Source organism: Acidovorax sp. JMULE5 (genome assembly GCF_013376875.1).
In the GTDB taxonomy this organism is placed as follows: Bacteria; Pseudomonadota; Gammaproteobacteria; order Burkholderiales; family Burkholderiaceae_C; genus Acidovorax; species Acidovorax facilis.
The window spans coordinates 368,516-389,096 of sequence record NZ_CP035951.1 but is presented as its reverse complement, the minus strand read 5'-3'; the positions used below and the strand labels follow the sequence as shown (position 1 = coordinate 389,096).

Annotated in this window: 15 protein-coding genes, 1 tRNA gene and 1 pseudogene; 11 read left to right on the top strand and 6 right to left on the bottom strand. The window is 62.1% G+C overall.

What is annotated here, in order from left to right; genetic code table 11:
- Positions 1-63: 63 nt before the first annotated feature.
- The 3 genes from EXV95_RS01890 (at position 64) to EXV95_RS01880 (ending at position 3,774) form a co-directional block, all read left to right on the top strand.
- On the top strand, positions 64-618 hold the full coding sequence (locus tag EXV95_RS01890; RefSeq protein ID WP_255484884.1) for a nucleoside-diphosphate sugar epimerase: 555 nt from the start codon (positions 64-66) through the stop codon (positions 616-618).
- Between the two features lie 33 nt (positions 619-651).
- Positions 652-1,767: an endonuclease/exonuclease/phosphatase family protein gene (locus EXV95_RS01885; protein WP_176885602.1), complete on the top strand. Its 1,116-nt coding sequence runs from the start codon at positions 652-654 to the stop codon at positions 1,765-1,767.
- Between the two features lie 132 nt (positions 1,768-1,899).
- A complete protein-coding gene (locus EXV95_RS01880; protein ID WP_176885601.1) occupies positions 1,900-3,774 on the top strand; it encodes a M14 family metallopeptidase in 1,875 nt (624 codons plus the stop codon).
- 210 nt (positions 3,775-3,984) lie between these two features.
- Here EXV95_RS01880 and EXV95_RS25105 read toward each other — a convergent pair whose 3' ends face one another.
- A complete protein-coding gene (locus tag EXV95_RS25105) occupies positions 3,985-4,467 on the bottom strand; it encodes an NAD-binding protein (RefSeq protein ID WP_370460252.1) in 483 nt (160 codons plus the stop codon).
- Positions 4,468-4,620: 153 nt separating this feature from the next.
- A pseudogene (locus tag EXV95_RS25100) lies at positions 4,621-5,738 on the bottom strand (cation:proton antiporter); the annotation flags it as partial.
- A gap of 209 nt (positions 5,739-5,947) precedes the next feature.
- Between EXV95_RS25100 and EXV95_RS01870 the strand changes: the two are divergent.
- The 8 genes from EXV95_RS01870 to EXV95_RS01835 all read left to right on the top strand — a co-directional run bounded on the left by EXV95_RS01870 (position 5,948) and on the right by EXV95_RS01835 (position 12,376).
- A tRNA-Arg gene (locus tag EXV95_RS01870) sits at positions 5,948-6,024 on the top strand.
- A gap of 174 nt (positions 6,025-6,198) precedes the next feature.
- Positions 6,199-7,440: an integrase arm-type DNA-binding domain-containing protein gene (locus tag EXV95_RS01865; protein WP_176885600.1), complete on the top strand. Its 1,242-nt coding sequence runs from the start codon at positions 6,199-6,201 to the stop codon at positions 7,438-7,440.
- A 558-nt stretch (positions 7,441-7,998) separates the two neighbouring features.
- Positions 7,999-8,202, top strand: a complete 204-nt coding sequence (locus EXV95_RS01860; protein ID WP_176885599.1) for an AlpA family transcriptional regulator — start codon at positions 7,999-8,001, stop codon at positions 8,200-8,202.
- 9 nt (positions 8,203-8,211) lie between these two features.
- Entirely contained in the window at positions 8,212-8,496 is a 285-nt protein-coding gene (locus EXV95_RS01855) for an AlpA family transcriptional regulator (protein WP_176885598.1), read from the top strand.
- A gap of 11 nt (positions 8,497-8,507) precedes the next feature.
- Positions 8,508-8,810, top strand: coding sequence for a helix-turn-helix domain-containing protein (locus EXV95_RS01850; RefSeq protein WP_176885597.1), 303 nt, complete (start codon positions 8,508-8,510; stop codon positions 8,808-8,810).
- Positions 8,794-11,205: a DUF3987 domain-containing protein gene (locus EXV95_RS01845; protein WP_176885596.1), complete on the top strand. Its 2,412-nt coding sequence runs from the start codon at positions 8,794-8,796 to the stop codon at positions 11,203-11,205. Before EXV95_RS01850 ends, EXV95_RS01845 begins: the two co-directional genes overlap by 17 nt.
- A gap of 191 nt (positions 11,206-11,396) precedes the next feature.
- Positions 11,397-11,687: a hypothetical protein gene (locus EXV95_RS01840; RefSeq protein WP_176885595.1), complete on the top strand. Its 291-nt coding sequence runs from the start codon at positions 11,397-11,399 to the stop codon at positions 11,685-11,687.
- A gap of 104 nt (positions 11,688-11,791) precedes the next feature.
- The gene (locus EXV95_RS01835) at positions 11,792-12,376 is read left to right on the top strand and encodes a hypothetical protein (RefSeq protein ID WP_255484883.1); all 585 of its coding nucleotides are present in this window, start codon (positions 11,792-11,794) and stop codon (positions 12,374-12,376) included.
- 534 nt (positions 12,377-12,910) lie between these two features.
- On the opposite strand, the gene EXV95_RS01830 is transcribed toward EXV95_RS01835, so the two are convergent.
- The 4 genes from EXV95_RS01830 to hsdR form a co-directional block, all read right to left on the bottom strand.
- The gene (locus tag EXV95_RS01830) at positions 12,911-14,806 is read right to left on the bottom strand and encodes a DUF262 domain-containing protein (protein WP_176885594.1); all 1,896 of its coding nucleotides are present in this window, start codon (positions 14,804-14,806) and stop codon (positions 12,911-12,913) included.
- 12 nt (positions 14,807-14,818) lie between these two features.
- The gene (locus EXV95_RS01825; RefSeq protein ID WP_176885593.1) at positions 14,819-16,471 is read right to left on the bottom strand and encodes a restriction endonuclease subunit S; all 1,653 of its coding nucleotides are present in this window, start codon (positions 16,469-16,471) and stop codon (positions 14,819-14,821) included.
- An 11-nt stretch (positions 16,472-16,482) separates the two neighbouring features.
- The gene (locus EXV95_RS01820; protein WP_176885592.1) at positions 16,483-17,964 is read right to left on the bottom strand and encodes a class I SAM-dependent DNA methyltransferase; all 1,482 of its coding nucleotides are present in this window, start codon (positions 17,962-17,964) and stop codon (positions 16,483-16,485) included.
- Between the two features lie 89 nt (positions 17,965-18,053).
- Positions 18,054-20,531 carry an EcoAI/FtnUII family type I restriction enzme subunit R gene (gene hsdR, locus EXV95_RS01815; protein WP_176885591.1) on the bottom strand — a complete coding sequence of 826 codons (2,478 nt, stop codon included), beginning with the start codon at positions 20,529-20,531 and terminating at the stop codon, positions 18,054-18,056.
- Positions 20,532-20,581 lie beyond the last annotated feature (50 nt).

Below are 20,581 nucleotides of genomic sequence, written 5' to 3'. Positions count from 1 at the left end.
GGTACAGCGCCGGGCGAAGTGCTGCCACCCGAGGTGCATGCGCTGTATGCCCTTGGTCGGCGCATGCCTGACATCACGCATCCACGGCTGCACCTGCACGCTGTGGATTTTGCGGCCTTGGGCGCCCAGCCTGCGGTCCCGGCCCTGCCGCATGTAGATGATGTCTACATCACGTTGGGGACGACCATCGCAGCGGCCGGCAGCCAGCAGGCTTTTCGCGCGGTGGACCACGACGCGGTCATTGCCACCGCGCGCACAGCGATGGCGGCCGGTGCCACCCGCTGCGGGGTGGTGACCGCCATGGGCGCAGACGCCAATTCCCGCATCTTCTACAACCGTACCAAAGGCGAGGTCGAGCAGGCGCTCAAAAGCCTGGGCTTTGACACGCTCGTGATCGCGCGCCCATCCCTGCTGCTGGGTGAACGCCGGGCTCTGGGCCAGGCCGCGCGCCCCGCCGAGTCCCTGTCCATCAAGGCCTTCAAGCTGCTGGACCCGCTCATACCCGCCAGCTACCGCGCCCGCCCCGGTGCCGATGTGGCGCGAGCGCTTGTCCATGCCGTGCAAACGCGGCCTGCGGGGCTGCACGTGCTGTCAGGCAACGCGCTGCAGGTCTTCTGACCTCTTCCCCAGTCCACTGCAGTTGCCTGTGCGATGCTGTGGCCTATGCGCCCCAACGACTTCCCCCAGCCCCTGGCCACTTTGATGGTGGCCACCTGCAATGTGCTCAACCTGGCCAATCCTGGCCGCCTGTTCTACGAGAACCAAGACCCCTACAGCCAGACGGAGTCTGATCGCAAGCTCACCTGGCTGGGCGACCGGTTTCGCATGCTCAATGCCGACGTGCTGGCAGTACAGGAGGTGTGGGACGACGCAGCATTCAAGGGCGCCATCGGCCGCAGCGGCCTGCGCTACGACTTCGTGGCGGTACCCGGGGCGGAGAACGATGCGACGCACACTGGAGCACAAGGCACCCCCCGGGTGGGCATTGCGACACGGCTCAAGGTGGAGGCCTTGCAGTCGTTTGCGGAATTTCCTCCGGGCTTCCAGGTAGAAATACCGGGCCTGGGCCTGCACACGCGCTTTGAACGGCCGCCTCTGGTTGCAACACTGCGCATGAAACACGGACAGAGCCTGAACGTACTGACGGCCCACCTCAAATCCAAGCGGCCCAAGTTCCTGCAGGATGCACAGGGCAACCCCACGGAAGACCGGGACGACCGCAAGGTGATGGCGCTGGCATCGCTGCGCTCGCTGATCATGCGGGGCGCCGAAGCCATGGCGCTGCGCTGCCTGGTCATCGACCTGCTGCACCGCACCAGCGTGCCGCTGGTGGTCTTGGGCGACTTCAATGACACCCCGGACAGCGTCACCACACAGCTCATCTGCGCCACCAATGAGATCGCCTACGACCGCTCGGCACGCGATGTCGCGCTGTTCAATGCCTACGACCTACAGGGCGATGCGGCGCTGAAGAAGGATGTCGCGTACTCACACATCCACCAAGGCTCGCCCAGCGTGCTGGACCAGATTCTGGTGAGCGAAGAGTTCGTGCACAACGGCAGGAACAGCGTGGGCGACGTGCGGCGCGTGGACTACTTCAACGACCACCTGCACGAAGGACGTGACAGGACCCGATCGGACCACGGTTTTGTGCGCGCACTGCTGCGGCTGAAGATGGCACAGCAGACGGAGCCCTCGCCTGCGCCACCCACATCCGCCGGCACCTCGCTGGCCTCGGATCCAGTCCCATCGGCCCCAAAACTCTGACATCGCACAGGGCTTTGGCGCGTCAACCCCGGGTTTGCAACGGGATGTACGCTGACACGGCATGGCAGTGACGGGCAGGTAACATCGCCGTAACAAAGCCGCCCGGTCAGGCCTCAGAAGGCAGATACCACCATGAACATGTACTCCTACCCTCACCGCACCCCACCAGAAGCGTCATCGGCCCTGCCGCCACCGGCTCGCCCACTGCGCATGCCCTGGAAGGTCTCGGCGTTGCTGGCGGCCGTTCTGCTGACGGCGTGCTCCAGCACTCCGCTGCCACCCTGGCCATCAGCGCCAGCCACGCGAACCAGCGCGCCGGCCCCCTTGCCCCGCGTTCAGCCAGGTACGGTGGTGCCAGCACCCTTGGGCCAGGCCCCACAGGCGCAGGCCCCGCGCCAAGGGGCGATCGCCAGCCCGCTGCCACCGCCCGCTCCGCTGGTTGTGCAAAACGAAGGCCCCATGGCGCCACCCTACGGTGCGGCCGTGGCGGCCCGGTTCCCTGATCCACCCATGGCCTACAGCACGCCCGGCTTGGGGCCGGACCGCAGGGCATTCACCACCAACGCGGAGCTGGGCCAGTGGCTGCATTCACTGGCCGACCCGGCTCCCCGTGGGCCCACGCGCACCAAGCTGCTCAACCTGGGCATGTCGCAGCGCGGTGAACCCATCCTGGGCCTGCTGGTAACCCGCGCTGCGGGCACGGAACCCGCCAACCTGGACACCAGCGGGCGGCCCACGGTAGTGCTCGTCGGCCAGCAGCATGGCGACGAGCCCGCAGGCAGCGAGGCGCTGCTCGTTATCAGCCGTGAACTGGCCCATGGCCTGCTGGAACCCCTGCTGGACCGCATCAACGTGGTGGTAGTGCCGCGCGCCAACCCCGATGGCGCCGCCGTTGGCACCCGCGTCACGGCCAATGGCGTGGACATGAACCGCGACCACCTGCTGCTGAACACCCCCGAGGCCCGCGCACTGGCCAAGGTGGTAAACGACTACCGCCCCATCCTGGTGGTGGATGCCCATGAATACACGGTGGTGGGCCGCTACCTGCAGAAGTTCAACGCCATCCAGCGTTATGACGCATTGCTGCAGTACACCACCACCGCCAACTACCCCGAGTTTCTGACCAAGGCCTCGCAGGAGTGGTACCACCAGCCCATGGTGGCGGCCCTCAAGGCCCAAGGCCTGACCAGCGACTGGTACTACACCACCTCGACCAACCCGGACGACAAGCGCATCTCCATGGGAGGCACCCAACCCGACACCGGCCGCAATGTGAACGGCCTGAAGAACACTGTCAGCCTGCTGATCGAAACACGGGGTGTGGGCATCGGGCGCATGCACATCCAGCGCCGCGTGCATTCTCAGGTCACGGCCATCACCAGTGCGCTGCGCAGCACCGCCGAGCGGGCAGCCAACCTGGAGCAGGTCAGATCCTTCGTTGCGCGCGACGTGAGCGCCCAAGCCTGCCGAGACCAGGTAGTGATCGAAGCAGCTGCCACGCCCACCCAGCGGGAACTGGACTTTCTGGACCCCGAAACGGGTGCGGACCGATCCATTCGCGTGGACTGGAACTCGTCGCTCACCCTGCAGCCCACCAAAACCCGAGCCCGCCCCTGCGGCTACTGGCTGTCGGCCAGCTCAGCGCCCGCCGTTGAACGCTTGAAACTGCTGGGCCTGCAGGTGATGCGCGTGGCCGAGCCAGGATCGGCACTGGCCGATATCTACCGCGAAACTGCGCGTGAGTCCGGCGACAGGCAGGACGTGATCGGCACCATCGCAGGCGGCAAGGGCATTGTCCGCGTGCAGGTATCGCCTGTGCGCAGTGCCATCGACGTGCCTGCAGGCAGCTTCTATGTTCCACTGAACCAGCCCCGCGCCAACCTCGCCGTGGCCGCCCTGGAGCCCGACACGCAGAACAGCTACTTTGCCAACCACCTGATTGAAGATTTGGGAAATACCGCGCGCATCATGTCGCCCCCTGCCCTGGTGTTTGAAGACATCAACTAGCGCTTGAATGCGCCTGCCTGAAACCCACCACCGCCGAACAGCGCAAGGTCTTGTGGGTCAAGGCGGCAGAAATGCGGACCAAGGCGCAGGAGGTAGTATGCAGGAGCAGTCCAACGAGGCTGCAACTAGTGCCCCGACAGAGAAAATACTACAAAAATAATAGCTGCTAGCGCTTATCCATCAAGCGCTAGCAGCCAAAAATGCTCAAACTCAGACCCGCCCGTGCAGCGATGCAGGGGTGGTATGCAGCGCAAGTCGTGCTTCGGTACGCTCCAGCACATGGCGGGCCATGGCCTGGGCCAGCGCCTCGTCGGCCAGGAACACCGTGCTGTCGCACTCTTGCGCAAGCCGACGCGCTTCATCGCCGCTGTGGCTGCGCACCACCGCTTCGATGTGGGGATTCAATGTGCGCGCGGTGGTGATGACCTGCCGCACGTTCAGGGTGTCCGGCGTTGCAATGACCAGCATGGCGGCCCGGGCGATGTGCGCCTGTATGAGCACCGCAGGGTCTACCGCATCGCCAAAAACTGCCGCAATGCCGGACTCCCGCAATGACTCCACCAGTTCGCGGTTCTGCTCTGCAACCACAAACGGGATGTCGTTGGCCACCAGCACATTGGCAACGCGGCGCCCCACCCGGCCGTATCCCACCAGCACCACCTGCCGCGCGAGATAGCGGGCGTCGGTGCTCATGGGCAGTTCGGCCAGGGGGTCGTCGCGCTGCTCCAGCCGCCGTGCCAATGCCGACCGGGCGCGCAACCAGGCCTGCAGCGGGGCAATGGCATGAAAGAGCATCGGATTGAGCGCCATCGAAATCAGCGCCCCCGCCAGCACCAGGCTGGCCCCTTCGGGCGGCAGCAGCCCCAGCGACGAACCCAGTGCCACCAGAATGAAAGAGAACTCCCCGATCTGCGCCAGGCTCGCCGAGACCGTGAGCGCCGTATTGAGCGGGTAGCGAAATGCCAGCACCAGCGCGGCAGCCGCCAGCGTCTTGCCCAACATGATGATTGCCACCACCGCCAGCACCTGCAATGGCCGGCTCCACAGCACGGCGGGGTCGAACAACATGCCCACCGAGACAAAAAACAGCACGGCAAAAGCGTCGCGCAGCGGCAAAGACTCTTGCGCAGCCCGGTGGCTGAACTCCGACTCGCGCATCACCATGCCCGCAAAAAAAGCCCCCAGCGCAAACGACACCCCAAACAGCGCGGCAGACCCAAACGCAATCCCCACCGCAGCAGCCACCACACACAGCGTGAACAGCTCCCGCGAACCCGTGCGCGCCACCTGCCAGAGCACCCAGGGGAACAGACGGCGCCCCACCAGCAGCATCAGCGCCACAAACCCTCCAACCTGCAACAACGTCCATCCCAAGGCCTGCCACAGCGCCGCGCCATCCACGCCCTGGGCAGCGGCACCTTCGCCCCCGTTGCTGCCCCCCAGCCAGCCTGCAAGCGGCGGCAGCAACACCAGCACCAACACCATGGCCAGGTCTTCCACCACCAGCCAGCCCACGGCAATCCGGCCCGTGTGACTGTCCAGAATGCCCAGGGTCTCCAGCGCACGCAACAGCACCACCGTGCTGGCCACCGAGAGCGCCAGGCCAAACACCAAAGCCCCGCCCAGGCTCCACCCCACCAGGTGGCCAACGCCATACCGAGCGCCGTAGCCACCATCATCTGCACCACAGCCCCGGGCACGGCAATCTTGCGCACGGCCAGCAGATCACCCCACGAGAAATGCAGCCCAACGCCAAACATCAACAGCATCACGCCAATTTCAGCCAACTGGCTGGCCATTGCCGCGTCTGCCACAAAACCAGGTGTGTATGGCCCGATGACTACGCCCGCCAGCAGATACCCGATCAACGCAGGCAACCGCAACCGAGTAGCCACAAAACCCAACGCCAGGGCCAGCCCCAGCGCAGCAGCGATGGTGTGTATGAGCGTGACGCTGTGCGGCATGGTGCGGGGGGCGAGGAAATGTATTGGCGGGAAGGTAGGTAGCCTCGTTATACCCGCATCCACCGGGCTTCTGCTACTGCCAATACCAAGGCCGCCCTCTTCGGGGCGGCTCTGTACGCAGGGTATGATTCGCAGTCTGCGCCACAGCGCAGTTGCGAAATGTTTCGCAATACAACCGAGTAAGCACCTCTTTGCCGAAAGCTTGTTCACTGCCCGTAGCTCAACTGGATAGAGCAATAGCCTTCTAAGCTATAGGTCGGGGGTTCGAGTCCCTCCGGGCAGGCCAAAGTAGCATTTCAGACAGTCTCACAACCTCTCAGAACCCGCATGTTTCCTAGCATCGCGGGTTTTTTGTTGTCTCAGGCCGTTTCACTGCGTACCATGACATACCAACAAAACGTTGGTACTTCTGCTGGTATCTCCACATACCAACTGTGCAGATACCAACAACAGGGGCACCATGGCACTCACCGACACCTTTGTGAAGAACGTCAAGCCCGCTGGCTCTGCCACTGGCGAGAAGCACGCCGATGGGCTGGGCCTGTTCCTATACGTCAAACCGGCGGGCAAGTATTGGCGTATGAGCTACCGCCATCAGGGCAAGCAGAAAACCCTGGCGATTGGTGTGTACCCGGCAGTCTCTTTAGCCAAGGCCCGCAAGCGCCGTGACGACGCCCGCGAACTCCTAGCCGAAGGACTCGACCCCAGCGCAGCCAAGAAGGCCGAAAAGCAGGCAACCCGCGTAGCCGCAGCCAACACCTTTGAAGCCGTTGCCCGTGAATTCCACGCCACCCAGGCCAGCGGCTGGAGCCCCCGCTACGCGGCACGGTGGATCGAGCGCATGGAGAAAGACCTGTTCCCATACATCGGCAAACTCACGCTGCCAGCCATCACCGCCCCCGTGCTGCTGGACGCACTGCGCAAGGTAGAGAAGCGCGGAGCCAACGAAACCGCCCACACCCTGCGCCAGACCGCCGGGCAGGTGTTCCGCTACGGTGTGCAGACGGGGCGCTGTGAACGCAGCCCCGTGACCGACCTGCACGGCGCCTTAAAGCCCATCGTGGTCAAGCATATGGCCGCTGTGCTGGAGCCTGCCAAGGCGGGCGAGCTACTGCGGGCCATTGATGGCTACACCGGCCAGCCCATGACCAAGGCGGCGCTGGCGCTATCTGCCCTGCTCTTTCAGCGCCCCGGCAACATCCGGCAGATGGAATGGGCGTGGATCGACTTCGACAAAGCCCTGCTGACCATTCCATCCCAGGACATGAAGCGGCGGCTGGCGCAGAAGCTCAACGGCAGACCGCACTTTGTGCCCCTGGCCCCGCAAGCCATTGCCATCCTGAAAGAGCTACTGCCCCTCACCGGCCATGGCCGCTATGTATTCCCCAGCCTGCGCACAGGCGAGCGGGCCATGAGCGACAACACCATCAATGCAGCCCTGCGGCGCATGGGCTTTGCCTCCGACGAGATGAGCGCCCACGGGTTCCGGGCGATGGCGCGCACGCTGATGATTGAGCGCATCCACGGCATATCCGCCGATGTGATCGAAGCCCAACTGGCGCACGGCAAGTCAGGGCCACTGGGGGCCGCCTATGACCGAGCGGAATTCATGGAGCAACGACGCCGGATGATGAAAGAGTGGGCGGACTATCTGGACAAACTGCGCATTGGTGCGGATGTGATCCCGTTCAAGATAGCTTGACCACCGACATGCAAAGCGAAGGCCCTTACAGGCCTTTCGCATGGCAAGCACTGCGATGAGTTCGACGAAATCCACGACGAAAACTTAGAAAAGTTCCACATCTCCGCCAGCAAATTTGATTTCTTCTTTGGTTAATAAAAGTTACGAAACTTTGGAAACACGCCAATTATCATCAAACAAAACTCAATGAAATAGGGGGTTTCAAGCGAAAAACCCCACGAAAGCCGCATTAGTATTAGATTTCTACTCAAAGATCCTTGCCGGATAAGGCTTTACGCAGCATGGGGTAGAAAAGCGCGACGGTACACTACCGGCGCTTTTTTGCTGTGACTAGAAACTGTGGCATTCTTGGATCGCCTGTCTGGATTAACAGTAGTCCAGAAAAGGCGAAGGCCCCGAGTGTTCGAGCACAAGGAGCCTTCTAGACCGCCAAAACCCGAGGGCCTTGAAAGTCTCCCAGCAACGGGACTTTGAGGGTATCACGACCGACCTATTCCGAGGAACAGGCGGTTTTATGGGGTTTTGGTTTTTTGTAACACCGCTACGAAAGACCCGACCATGCCAGCGACAGTACCCCAAAAGCAACCCGACAGCCTGCTCCGCGTAGAGCCGCACATCACCCAGCGTATGAGCATCAGCCGCAGCGGCTGGTGGAAAGGTGTGAAGGACGGCAAATTTCCGCCTGGTATTAAGTTATCCCCCCGCGTGACCGTCTGGAAGGCCAGCGAAATCGACGCCCTCATTGCCAACATCGGCAAGTAAGGGGGCACCATGCAAAAGCAACAACATGCCGCCACGGCAGGACAAGCCACGTCCCGCTCAATCACCGCAAACTTCGACACCCTTCCCGACAGCGCCTTCATCCGCGAAGCCCAACTGGTGCAGAGCCCCAAGTGCCCCGACAGCCGTGCCCCCTTGCCCTTCAGCGCCCCGACTCTGTGGCGCAAGGTGAAGGCGGGCACGTTCCCCAAGCCACACCGCTTGTCTGAGCGCGTGACGGCCTGGAAGGTGGGCGACGTGCGCGCATGGATCAACCAACACACCGCCGATGCGTAAGGGGGCACACCATGCACACCGACGCAAGCAAGCGGCAGGCACTGGCCGAGATTCTGGCCGCGCATCCGGGCACCGACTCCACGGCGCAATGCACGCGCATCCGGGCTGCGCTGGCCCGCTTTGCACTCACCACGTTTGAGGCTTCACGCTATCTGGACTGCTACGACCCGCGCGCACGGGTGATGCAACTGCGCCATGCCGGTGATGTGATCCGCACACACTGGCAGACGGTAGAAACCGAAGGCGGCGGCAAACACCGCGTGGGGCTCTACGTGCTGGAACCCAAGGGGGGCCACCATGCAGAGCGCCATTGATGGATTCAGCACCGCGATGGAGGCGGCGGGCCTGCCACCACCGCCCACTATCGAAGCCGATGGCAGCCTGCACCGCTTCAGTACCAGCGGCAAGCGCGGCGACGATTCGGGCTGGTATGTACTGCACCCGGACGGCATCGCAGCGGGCGTGTTTGGCTGCTGGCGCAATGGCTGGTCACAGACCTGGAGCAGCAAGCCCGACACAGCCATGACCCAGGCAGAGCGCGATGCACACCGCCAGCGCATCAAGGCCATGAAGGCACAGCGCGATGCAGAGCAGGCCCAACGCCAGCAACAGGCCCGCCAGACAGCGGCGGCGCTGTGGCAAGCCGCAGCACCGGCCATGGAGCACGAGTACCTGGCGCGAAAGGGCATACAGCCCCACGGCGCACGGTGTGATGGGCAGCGGCTGATGATCCCCTTACGTGATGTGGATGGCACCCTGCATAGCCTTCAGACTATCGCGCCCGATGGCGACAAGCGATTCATGCCCGGCGGGCGCGTGGCGGGCTGCTATCACTCCATGGGCAAGCCCCAGGTCGTGCTGGTGGTGTGCGAGGGCTTCGCCACCGGAGCCAGCATCCATGAGGCCACGGGGCACGCGGTGGCGGTGGCCTTCAACGCGGGCAACCTGCTGCCCGTGGCCCAGGCGCTGCACGATAAATACCCCGCGCTGCGCATCATCGTGGCAGCCGACGATGACTGGCGCACCGATGGAAACCCCGGCCTGACCAAAGCCGCCGAGGCGGCGCAGGCGGTGGGCGGAAACCTTAAAAAACCTGAATTTGGCGACAGCCGTCCAGAGAAGGCGACGGACTTTAACGACCTGCACCAACTGCTGGGGCTGGACGCGGTGAAGGCGTGCATTGATGGTGCAGCGACAGCATCCACCGACGGCGGCTGGCCTGACCCCGTGCCCCTGCCCAGTGGCCTGCCACCCGTGGCACCGTTTGATGCAGAGCTGCTGCCCGAGGCGCTGCGGGGCTGGGTGGCAGACATTGCACACCGTATGCAATGCCCGCCCGACTTTACGGCGGTGGGGGCTGTGGTGGCTCTGTCCAGCCTGATCGGTGCGCGTGCTGTGGTCAAGCCCAAGGCCCGCGACGATTGGGCAGTGGCGCCTAACCTGTGGGGCGCCATCGTGGGCCGCCCTGGTGTGATGAAGTCGCCCGCACTGAGCGAGGTATTGAAACCCCTGCAGCGCCTTGAAAAAACAGAGCGGGAACAGTGGCAGGCCGCGCACGAAGCCTGGCAACTCGATTGCAAGGTGGCCGAGCTGGCCGCCAAGGCCAACGAAAAGCAGGCCGCAGCCCAGGCCGCCAAAGACCCGGCCAAAGCGCGGGCGCTGCTGCAGCCAGCCGACAACCTGACCACAGAGCCCACCATGCGGCGCTACGTGGTCAACGATGCCACGGTGGAGAAACTGGCCGAGCTGCTGACCGTGAACCAGTGGGGCACGCTGGTCTATCGTGATGAGATTCACGGCCTGCTGTGCAGCATGGATAAGCAAGGGCAGGAAGGCGCACGCGGCTTCTACCTGACCGGCTATGACGGCAACCAAGGCCATGCTGTGGACCGCATCGGGCGCGGTGAATCGTTTGTGCCCCGCGTGTGCCTGGCAATGCTGGGCGGCATTCAACCCGGCAAGGTGCAAAGCTATGTGCGCGACGCCGTGGCGGGTGGTGCTGGTGATGATGGCCTGCTGCAGCGCTTTGGGCTGACGGTATGGCCTGATGTGAACCGCGAATTTGTCTATGTGGATCGGTGGCCCGACACCCCCGCAAAACAAGCAGCATGGGCGGTGTTTGAGCGCTTGAATCAACTGCAGCCAGCCACCGACAGCGATGCACAGGAATGGCGCTTTACGCTCGATGCGCAAGCCTTGTTTGAGGAGTGGCTGACGCCCTTTGAAAGCGAGCTGCGCGGCGATGAACTGCACCCCGCCCTGGTGTCGCACCTCGCCAAGTACCGCAAGCTGGTGCCAGCCCTGGCGCTGATCTTTGCCCTGGTGGACACGCCGGAAAGCGGACACCTGATCCATGAGCGCGAGCTGATCCGCGCATTGGCATGGGCCGACTATCTGCGCACCCATGCCGAACGCCTGTATGCAGCGGCGGTAATGCCTGAAACTAGTACGGCCAAGCAACTGCTGGACAAGATCAAGGCGGGCAAGCTAGCCGACAGTGATGGTGTTCTGCTGGATGCCTTCACACCCCGACAGATCGCGGTGAAACACTGGGCCGGGCTGGGCACACCAGACGCTGTGCGCAAAGCTGCTGACCTGCTGGCCGACTATGGCTGGCTGGAGCGCGAGGCCACACCCAGCGGCGCGACAGGCGGCAGGCCCAGCGAGCGCTATTTGCTGCATCCGGTGCTGGTGAAAGGTGGTGTGTGATGAAGTGGCTACAGCGCCTGAAATCGGCAACAACCCCGGACGCCAACGCTACGAAACCTACAGAACCCGGTTTCGTAGGTTTTGTAGCGTGCCCCGATGGGCCTTCTGAAAAATTCACAGCCCCGCAGCAGCCACCGGCCAACGAAGCGAACGCAGACCCTGACCGCTGGTGCTGGCCGCATGGCACTGCGATGAACACGGCGGAAATTGACACCTTCACAGCGCGGCTGGCGCGCTTCACCGACAAGGGGCTGGCCCTGGACGATGCCGAAGCACTGGCCGACAAGCTGGTGACGCGGGACAGAGCCAACGACAACCGCCGACTGTGCCCTGAGTGCATCCATCTGCAAGGCGTGGGCCGTTGGAGCTGCGGCAACTGGAAACAAGCGGGCATCGGCACCCGCGCAGCAGACACCGGGCTGGCGCATGAGCTGGTGGTGATGCTGCAGCACTGCGCAGGATTCAAGGAGCAATCACGATGAAGAAAAAGCCCCAGGCCCCTGTGGTGCAAGACGTTCATGCCGACCCCGACACTCTGCAGATACACAAAGACCCAGCGCAGAGTGACGCCGCACAGATAGCAGCAATGGCACTGGGCAGCGTTGCGGCCAATGCCATGACTGCCCGCACGTACGCGGCAGGAACGTTTGGCACGCTGGATGTGACCGAGTGTGCGATGACGCTGAAAAGGCGCGTGGACACCACCCACGGTGGCGACCTCAAGCACGCAGAAACCACCCTCACGGCGCAGGCTGCAACGCTGGATGCGATCTTTAACGAGTTGGCGAGGCGGGCAGCACTGAACATGGGCCAGCACCTGGACGCCACCGAGCGCTATATGAGGCTGGCACTCAAAGCCCAGGGCCAATGCCGCGCCACGCTGGAGACACTGGCCGCCATCAAGAACCCGCCGGTGATCTTTGCCAAGCAAGCCAACATTGCCCACGGGCCGCAACAGATCAACAACAAAACGACAACAAGAAACACCAGCACGCGCACGAGAAAAACAGAAACACTGCAGAACGAACTATTAGAGGATTCAGGGCATGGCAGCACGCACATGGACGCAAGAGCAACGACAACGCCAGCGCGAGGCCATCCAGCGGTGGAAGCCCTGGAATCAGTCCACAGGCCCCGTAAGCCCAGAAGGAAAAGCGGTGGTAGCGCGTAATGCTTACAGCGGCGGGCAGCGGGCGGAAATGCGAAGGGCCATCAAGGAGTTGCGAGAAGCGCTACGGGCGCAGCGCGACGTGCTGGAGAAGGCGTAGCCGGGGGGGATAAAAGTCTGAAGCGGGGCCGGGGTGACACCCCGCAGTTCCTCACGCGCAGAAAAAAGCCCCTATTTGAAAACAATCAAACCATTGGCTGAGCCTGTGTGTGGGGAGCGTGCGACAGGGAGACACTTTCGTAAATGATGGTACTTTTGATGGTACTTTTCTGAATCGAAAACATTAAACCTAGCATTCATGCGGGTTTCAAGGCGCTATGTGAACTCCTCCGGGGCCAAAGCAGCATTTCAGACCGTCTCACAACCTCTCAGAACCCGCATGTTTCCTGGCATGGCGGGTTTTTTGTTGTCTCAGGCCGTTTCACTGCGGACCATGGGATACCCACAAAAAGTGGGTACTTCTGACGGTATCTCGACATCCCAACGGTGCAGATACCGTTGGGTGCCGGTGCAAAACATGTCGCTTGGGGCTTGCCGTCAGGCCCCGGTCGCCTGCACCTCGTACGTATCCTCTCCCCCATCGTCATCGCTGTCATTCGATGCTTCGACATGGGCCGAAGGTGCCTTGCCCATGGCCTGCTCAATCAGCTGCAACAGCAGCGCCTTGCGGGCCTTGTAGAAGCCATCGAAGTCATCCGAGCGCAAGAACTGCGCGGGAATCTGGTGCGTGTGCAGCAGTGCATCCATGGCCAGCGCATCCAGCGCCACCAGCTTCTCTGCCTGCAACTTGGCGAGGTACGCAGACGGTGCGGCGCCCCCAATCTTGCGGTTGGCCTTATAGGAAATGGGCGTCTTGTTGACGATGCTGTTGAATACGGCAGGCTTGATGCCCCGCTTTTTGCACCAGTCTTCGGGAAAGATGTGGTGGATATCCAGGCTCATCATCTCGTCGTTGTCGAGCTTGTCCACCGTTGACTTGAAGTACCAATCCCGCGCGCCCTGGCGCAGCACCAGCACGTTCACACCCTTGTAGGCCGCACTGTTGCGGGTGTAGAGCCGGTCCAGACGCTGGGCATCAAAGCTCGCGTCCGACACCGTGGCAGGTACTGGCCCATTGTTCTTCACCCAGTCCAACACCTCCTCCACGTCCTTGGCAATGCGCGTTTCCACCGCGCCGCCATACAGCTCGCCCAGCACGCCGCACCAGAACCAAAGCGAAAGTTTGTCGAACACCACGGGCGTCAACCAAGTCTTGTCATCCAGTTCGGCGAGGATGGCAGCCAGTGGCACCACCTGTGTCTGGTAAGGCAACTCTCGCAGCCGCATGATGGACTGCCTGCGCAAGAACTGCGGCACCTGCAGATACCCCTCTTCCACCTTGTCAGCCCATGCTTGATAGGCGGTACGGCTGAGCGCCAACATCGTTTTGCGCTTTGCGCTAACGGGGGGCAGCTGCTGCTTTTCTTCATCGGGCACGACACCGGCATTGGCTTTGGTGAGCTCGGCCAGTCGCTCGTGGCGCTTGGCTCGGGTCTCCAGCAAGGTGATGCTCTGGATGAAGTCGCTCGCCTCCACGTTGCGCAGCAGCTCCGAGGTGTGCAGACGGGTGCGTCGGCCCTCTACGCTACGCTCCACGCTACCCAGCCAGTCGTCGCGCAGGTTGAACTTTTCTGCCGCAAACGTGGCGGTGATCAGCTCAAACACGTTCAGCGCCACGCCGCCCGTGTTGACCTTCTCAAACACCGTGCACACCGCCTCTTTGGAGGTGTCCTTCAGCAGCTGAATCACTGGCACCTTGTAGCCCGTGAACTGATCAATCACCTTGACCTGAAAATCCAAAAACTGCGCCACCTTGGCGGGATTGAATTTGTTCAGACTCACCATCCAGGCCATGGACTCGAACATAGCGTTGCACGGGAAGTGCATCGCTTGGCACTCGCGCTCACGGTCGCTCAGGTCCAGCGTGACGTTCCGGTGAAACTGGTCGTATTGCTTGCGGCTTTCGTCCACCGCCACAAGAGCGTCCAGCAGGTCCGCCCCGGGCAACAGCGCCATTTCAATGTCCCAGTAGTAGAAGAGCTTCATCTTCTTGCCGCGACCGTTGTGGGTTTGCACCGGGGTCTTGAGCTGCAACACCTGCGTCAGTGTCGTCAGGCGTTGCTGGCCGTCCAGAATCAGCCACTTGGCATCTTCTGCTTTGGGGCGCGGCTCCACCCCCTCCACACCGCGCTGCTCAAAGGTCACCGTGCCACCGGTCTCCAACATCATCACCGCCCCCACAGGGAAGGACTGGGCCACACTCACCAGCAGCTCGCGGATGCGCATGTCCTCCCATACCCAGCCGCGCTGAAAGTCGGGCAACTGAATCTTGCCTGCCTGGATATCGACCAGCAGGTCTTTCATGTCCTTGGGGTTGGTTTCAAAGCTCGACACAGGAATTCACTTTCAAACAAAGGAAGTGGAATCCACCAGCGCTTGGGCCAGGTGGGATTGGGTGACTTGTGCAGCCTTCAGGCGCTGGCGCAGGTCGGCGCACAGGCGGCGAAGGGCGGTGACGCGGGTAACTACGCGAGACTGCTCTGCGAGTGGAGGTAACGGAATCCAGTACTTCTTCAAACTTCCCGCTGCCAAATTTGGCTGAGCAGAACCGTTGTCGTGTTGCCATATAAATGACCTGCCGGCAGGGCTCGTCAGATACAAGAGCAAAAATTGATTGTCCAACTTCGGTGAAGGACGAACTATTACCAAAGACGATGCGATGGCCCCCTCCTCGTAATCCACTATCGCTGTCTTACCGAGAGTCGCACCACGAAGGCAATACACGAGGTCACCCTTACGCACTTTTCCGCTACGCAAAGAGTCAAATTTTTTTCGTGTCAGAAAATGCATTCTTGATGCGGATAGAGAACCATCTGGATCAATGTGTCCAGTGTTGATAAATGGAACCCCAGCAGGAACGTACTCCGACTTATTCGGATAGTTTTGACCGCGATCCCCATTTATTAACTCCGCAACCTCTCCCAAGCGACACCACTCCCAGTCAACTGGAACGGCAAAAGGGCCTTCCTTTTGCGTTCGCGAGCAATCACGGGATTGAGCAGTAAATAATTCATCTCGTTGGTGAAGAGTAAGCAGGCCGCGCACGGCCAGTTGCAGCAGGGTTTGCTCAAGGGCGTCGATGGCTTCGGGGCGGTCGAGCAGCAGGTCGAAGTGCTGGGCCACGCGCTGCCAGTTGTCGGCCAGTTCCTCGGGCGCGGTGCTGGCGGTGAGCGTGCTCAGCAGGGTGCTGACCAGTTGGGCGTGTTGCGCGGCCTCCAACTGGCCCTTGGCCTGTAGCGCATCGCACAGGCGCATGAGCTCTTCGACGCGGGCGACGATGCGGGATTGTTCGGGGAGGGGTGGGAGGGGGAATTGCAACGAGCCTATGTGACCTTGATTGACGGTCTTTTGGCCCGCTGTCGTGACGAACAAACTCTTGATGGCAGTGCGTACAAGTGCACTGTCCCCAAGAAGTGCGCAGAAGCTCGGCTCAATCCAACGCTGATCAATCCGCATGCGGATGAAGTGGTCACAGTAGATTGCATCCACCGGTCTATCGCATAGGTTGAACTGCCCAACAATGTCTGCGCTTCCATTGACACGAGTGATCAATATGTCGCCTTCCGCAAGTTGGTACTTTGCGATGTCACCAGGCGCGATTGGAACCTGCCGGGTGTCCAAGAGTGAAATGCGTTTGCCCTTGATATCCGCAAGACGGAGCACCGTTATAGGTGTTCCGCCCGCATCCCCGCGACTGGATGCTCCATTCTGAAATTCAGGCATCAAATCAGCTAAACGTACCCACTCCCATTGCGTCGGCAACCCAAACGGCTTTTCCTCCTCCCCAATCTCCGCCAGCGGCTTGTCCCGCTTGATCTTGCCCTCAGCCAGCAGCCGGTTCTTCTCCGCCCGAATCTTCTGCAGCAGCACGCTAGCGGGTTCATCGGCAGGGGCTTGCGGCACCAGCTTGCCTTGCACGGCCAGGGTCAGAATGAGCTCGCGCAGGCGGGCCACGCCACCGGGGGCTGTGGCCAATACATCCAAATTTGATAGCAGCATGCGCTTATTCCTCAAGCGCTAGCGGCTTTTTTGGCCATTAAAGACTGGGCCAGGATGCCTTTGAGTTCGTCGCGCAGCGCCTGGGCCTCGGTCTGCAGGCGGGCGTGCTGGGCCAGCAGTTCGTCGGGGTCGTGGCTGGTTTGTTCGCCGACGTGGGGGTTCTTCTGGTCGAGGTTCCAGTTGGCGGCGCGGAGGGTGTCGATGCTGACCTTCCAGGCGCGTTCGTTTTCCACGCGGGCGGCAAAGCCATCGGCCTCGGTGCCCCACCAGGCTTTTTCGGCGTCGAATTCTTCGATGCGGATGGGCTTGGTTTTGTTGTAGTTCTTCACGCCCGGCGGGTACGGGTGCTCGTAGTACCAGACATGCTGCGTAGGCTGGCCCTTGGTGAAGAACAGCAGGTTGGTCTTGATGCCGGTGTAGGGGGCGAACACGCCGTTGGGCAGGCGCACGATGGTGTGCAGGTTGCACTCTTGCAAGAGCTGTTCTTTGATGCGGCTTTTGACGCCTTCGCCAAACAGGGTGCCGTCGGGCAGCACCAGGGCGGCGCGGCCGTTGACTTTGAGGATGTGCTTGATGAGCACGAGGAACAGGTCGGCAGTCTCTTTGGTGCGCACGTCAGCGGGGTAGCCTTGTTCGATGCCGGGCTCTTCCACGCCGCCAAAGGGCGGGTTGGTGAGCACCACGTCCACGCGGTCGGCGGCCGTGTAGTCGCGCAGGGGGCGCACCAGGGTGTTGTCGTGGCGGATGTTGCTGGGCACCTCGATGCCGTGCAGCAGCAGGTTGGTGACGCAGAGCATGTGCGGCATCTGCTTTTTCTCGACGCCGCGAATGCTGTTTTGCAGCACGGCTTCTTGGTCAGCATTTTTGACTTGCTTGCGCAGGTGCTCAATGGCGCACACCAGGAAGCCGCCGGTGCCGGTGGCGGGGTCGAGCACCACCTCGCCCAGTTGCGGGTTGACCATGTCCACCATGAACTGGGTGACGGCGCGGGGGGTGTAGAACTCGCCCGCGTTGCCGGCGCTTTGCAGGTCTTTGAGGATTTTTTCGTAGAGGTCGTTGAACTGGTGGCGCTCGGCCTGGCGGTTGAAGTCGATGCCGCCCAGTTTGTTGACCACCTGGCGCAGCAGGTGGCCGCTTTTCATGTAGTTGTAGGCGTCTTCAAACACGCCGCGCACCACGTAGCCGCGCGGGTTGCGGGCAGGGTCGGCGCTGAGGCTTTTGAGCGTGGCAAAAAGCTGGTTGTCCACAAAGTCGAGCAGCGCCTCGCCGGTCATGCCCTCGGGGTCGGCCGCCCAGTTGCGCCAGCGCATGGCTTCGGGGATGGGGCTTTGGTAGTGGTCGCGCGTGAGCTCCAGTTCTTCTTCGAGCGCGTCAAACACCTTGAGGAACAGCAGCCAGGTGAGCTGGCTGATGCGCTGGGCGTCGCCATCGACGCCGCTGTCCTGGCGCATGATGTCCTGGATGGATTTGATGACGGGGGTGAGGTTGGACATGGGGGGAAGAATTTAAGTAAAAACAGGCTCTAGCGCTTATTGGATAAGCGCTAGCAGCTATCAAAAACAGAGTGAATAGGCTGCCACGGTCAGGCGGCCGGTGGCGTAGCGTACAGCTCGCGCTCCAGGGTTTGCAGCGCGTGCAGGTACTGCGGGCGTCCGCCAAAGCTGCGCACCAGCTCTACGGGGCTGCCCAGGTCGGTGAAGGGCTGGAGCTTGAAGACTTCGTTGCTCTCGATGGTGGCGATGCCTTCGTCGGCGTATTTGTCGAGCAGGGCCTCCAGCACCTTGCGGGCCACGGGGCCGTATTGGGTGAAGACGTTGCGCTTTTGCACGCGGCGGGCGCGCTCGCTGCGGGTGAGCGGGGGCTGGTCGTAGGCCACATGGAGCAGCAGGTCGAACGGGTCGAGGTCCACCATGCCCATGTGTGCTACCTCGTCGGCCAGGGCTTCGAGCAGCACGCCCTGCCCTTCCAGTTCTTGCAGCAGCACGGCCTTGCGGTCGGCCTGCTGCCAGGCCTGCAGGAACTGGTCGAGCGATTCGTATTGCTTGCGCAGGTTGATGCGGGTGTAGTCGCGCAGGCTTTCGGTGATGAGCTTGCCCTGGGCGTTGAGGTACTGCACGCGCTCGCGCGCCACGGTCACGGTGACGTTGTTGCCGAGGACGTATTTCTTGGGGCCATCACCCGCGCCGCTGCCGCCCGCGAAGGGGCCTAACGGGTCCAGGAGGTGGCCTTCGGCAGGCTCAGGCTGAACGGGTTGGGATGGATCTGAGATCGCGGGCGCATCGGGCGGGGCCACGGGCTCGCCGCTGCCGGGCTCGTAGATTTGCACGGGCTCGCCGTCAAAGTCTTTGTCGGCAAAGAGTTCGGTGGCGCGCTTGAAGTCGAGGATGGTGAACCAGGTTTTGCCCAGGTCTTCGCGCAGGCGGGTGCCCCGGCCAATGATCTGCTTGAACAGCGTCATGGACTTGATGCCCTGGTCCAGCACGATGAGCTTGCAGGTTTGCGCATCGACCCCGGTGCTCATGAGCTTGGAGGTGGTGGCGATCACCGGGTAGGGCTTTTCGGGGTCGATGAAGTTGTCCAGCTCCAGCTTGCCTTCGGTGTTGTCGCCCGTGATCTGCACCACGTATTTGGGCTGTGTGGCGCACAGGTCGGCATTGGCGTTGCTCAGCGCCTGGCGCATGCGCGCGGCGTGGTCGATGTCTTCGCAAAAGACGATGGTCTTGGCGTAGCGGTCGGTGGCCTTCAGATACTCGGTGATCTTGGCGGCCACGGCCACGTCGCGCTGCTCCAGCACGAGCTTGCGGTTCATGTCGGCGCCGGTGTAGATGCGGTCTTCGATGGCGTGGCCGTGTTTATCGGTCATGCCTGCCGTGGGGCGCCAGCCGAAGGTGTCTTTGTCCAGGTCAACGCGGATGACCTTGTACGGGGCGAGGTAGCCGTCTTCGATGCCTTGCTTCAAACTGTAGGTGTAGACGGGCTCGCCGAAGTAGTCGGTGTTGGAGATGTCTTTGGTCTCTTTGGGCGTGGCCGTGAGGCCAATCTGCGTGGCGCTGCCAAAGTAGGTGAGGATGTCGCGCCAGGCCGAGTCTTCGGCGGCGCTGCCCCGGTGGCATTCGTCCACCACGATGAGGTCGAAGAAGTCGGGACTGAACTGCTTGTAGATGTTGCGCTCTTCCTCGGTGCCGGTGACGGCCTGGTAGAGCGACAGGTAGATCTCGTAGCTTTTGTCCACCAGCTTGGTGGTTTTGTTGACCGCCAGGTCTACGTCTTCGATCGACACCGCACCCTGGGCATCGACGCGCTCCACCCCCTTGGCGTTGGGGCTGAGCTTGGCCATGGCACCCTTGAAGGGGCGAAAGTCGTTGACCATGGTCTGGTCGATGAGGATGTTGCGGTCGGCCAGGAACAGAATGCGTTTTTTGGCACCGCTCTTCCACAGGCGCCAGATGATCTGGAAGGCGGTGTAGGTCTTGCCGGTGCCGGTGGCCATGACGAGTAGCACGCGGTCTTGCCCGGCGGCAATGGCCTCGACCGCGCGGTTCACGGCGTTGAGCTGGTAGTAGCGCGGTGTTTTGTTGGGGGCGTAGTCAAACCCTGCGATGCGGCTTTCCTCAGCGGACCAGCCCTTCCAGGCGCAGTAGCGGCGCCACAGCTCTTGCGGCGAGGGGAATTCTTCGAGGGTGAGGTTCTGCTCCAGCACGCCGGTGGCCAGGGTGGCGTCGCGGAACACAAAGCCGTCCCCGTTGCTGGAGAAGCTGTACGGCACATCGAGCAGCTGGGCGTAGTTCAGCGCCTGGCCCATGCCTGCACCTACGGCTTGCTTGTTGTCCTTGGCCTCAACGACCGCCAACGGAATGTTGGCCTTGTAGAACAAGGCGTAGTCGGCCCGCAGCACCGTACTCTTATCGCGGTAGGCCTTGCTGCCACGCACCACCACACGCCCGGCGCGCAACGGATACTCCCGAAAAATCTGGTCCAGACCATTCCACCCGGCTTGCTCCATGGCCGGGCGGATGAATTTTTCGCAAATGTCGCTTTCGGAGAGTTTTGTTTTATCCATTCGGCAGTTCGCACCATCCCTGTGCATGCAAAGGCGGCGTGTAGTTGTTA

Bases quoted from the DNA above. Each gene is read 5' to 3' on its own strand.
- EXV95_RS01820 (WP_176885592.1), bottom strand. From the start codon at position 17,964: ATGTCCAACCTCACCCCCGTCATCAAATCCATCCAGGACATCATGCGC.
- EXV95_RS01855 (WP_176885598.1), top strand. From the start codon at position 8,212: ATGCAAAAGCAACAACATGCCGCCACGGCAGGACAAGCCACGTCCCGC.
- EXV95_RS01825 (WP_176885593.1), bottom strand. From the start codon at position 16,471: ATGCTGCTATCAAATTTGGATGTATTGGCCACAGCCCCCGGTGGCGTG.
- EXV95_RS01880 (WP_176885601.1), top strand. From the start codon at position 1,900: ATGAACATGTACTCCTACCCTCACCGCACCCCACCAGAAGCGTCATCG.
- hsdR (WP_176885591.1), bottom strand. From the start codon at position 20,531: ATGGATAAAACAAAACTCTCCGAAAGCGACATTTGCGAAAAATTCATC.
- EXV95_RS01865 (WP_176885600.1), top strand. From the start codon at position 6,199: ATGGCACTCACCGACACCTTTGTGAAGAACGTCAAGCCCGCTGGCTCT.
- EXV95_RS01885 (WP_176885602.1), top strand. From the start codon at position 652: ATGCTGTGGCCTATGCGCCCCAACGACTTCCCCCAGCCCCTGGCCACT.
- EXV95_RS01890 (WP_255484884.1), top strand. From the start codon at position 64: ATGCCTGACATCACGCATCCACGGCTGCACCTGCACGCTGTGGATTTT.
- EXV95_RS01850 (WP_176885597.1), top strand. From the start codon at position 8,508: ATGCACACCGACGCAAGCAAGCGGCAGGCACTGGCCGAGATTCTGGCC.
- EXV95_RS01845 (WP_176885596.1), top strand. From the start codon at position 8,794: ATGCAGAGCGCCATTGATGGATTCAGCACCGCGATGGAGGCGGCGGGC.
- EXV95_RS01840 (WP_176885595.1), top strand. From the start codon at position 11,397: ATGAACACGGCGGAAATTGACACCTTCACAGCGCGGCTGGCGCGCTTC.
- EXV95_RS25105 (WP_370460252.1), bottom strand. From the start codon at position 4,467: ATGAGCACCGACGCCCGCTATCTCGCGCGGCAGGTGGTGCTGGTGGGA.
- EXV95_RS01835 (WP_255484883.1), top strand. From the start codon at position 11,792: ATGGCACTGGGCAGCGTTGCGGCCAATGCCATGACTGCCCGCACGTAC.
- EXV95_RS01860 (WP_176885599.1), top strand. From the start codon at position 7,999: ATGCCAGCGACAGTACCCCAAAAGCAACCCGACAGCCTGCTCCGCGTA.